Here is a 676-nt window from a genome sequence, read left to right on the forward strand (position 1 = left end):
CGGCTGGTCGAAGAAAGCCATCTGTCGGCGCGTCGGACTTTGGCCAAGCTGGGCATTCCCCGCACCACGTTCTATCGCTGGTACGACCGATATCTGCAGCGCGGTGAGGCCGGATTGCAGGATCAATCTCCCAAGCCAAAGCACGTCTGGAACCGTGTTCCGACGGATGTGAAGCGCAAGGTCGTCAATCTGGCGTTGCAGGAGACCGAACTGTCACCACGTGAACTGGCCGTCACATTTACGGATCAGGAGCGCTATTTTGTGTCAGAATCTACTGTGTACCGCACGCTCAAAGCCCATGATCTGATCACCAGCCCGGCGTTCATCGTCCTGAAGGCCGCGAATGAGTTCAAAGATAAGACAACTGGGATCAACCAGCTGTGGCAAACAGACTTCACCTACATCAAGGTCCTCGGATGGGGCTGGTTTTACCTCAGCACGGTTCTAGATGATTACAGCCGCTACATCGTCTCATGGAAGCTCTGCACCAACATGCGGGCTGAGGATGTCACTGACACACTGGACCTCGCATTGCAGGCATCCGGCTGTGACCAGGTGCATGTCGTTCACAAGCCGCGCCTGCTCAGCGATAACGGCTCAAGCTACGTCTCAGGGGATCTGGCTGAGTGGCTGCAGGACAAGGGCATGAAGCACTCGCGTGGTGCGCCGTATCACC

1 protein-coding gene is annotated in these 676 nt (G+C 56.7%); it reads left to right on the top strand.

Annotation, left to right across the window (positions count from 1 at the left end; translation table 11 throughout):
- The coding region (locus Q1A75_RS24015) for a DDE-type integrase/transposase/recombinase (protein WP_299641546.1) at nt 1-676 on the top strand (676 nt) is incomplete at both ends.

The sequence above is a fragment of the uncultured Tateyamaria sp. genome, assembly GCF_947504105.1.
Classification (GTDB): Bacteria; Pseudomonadota; Alphaproteobacteria; order Rhodobacterales; family Rhodobacteraceae; genus Tateyamaria.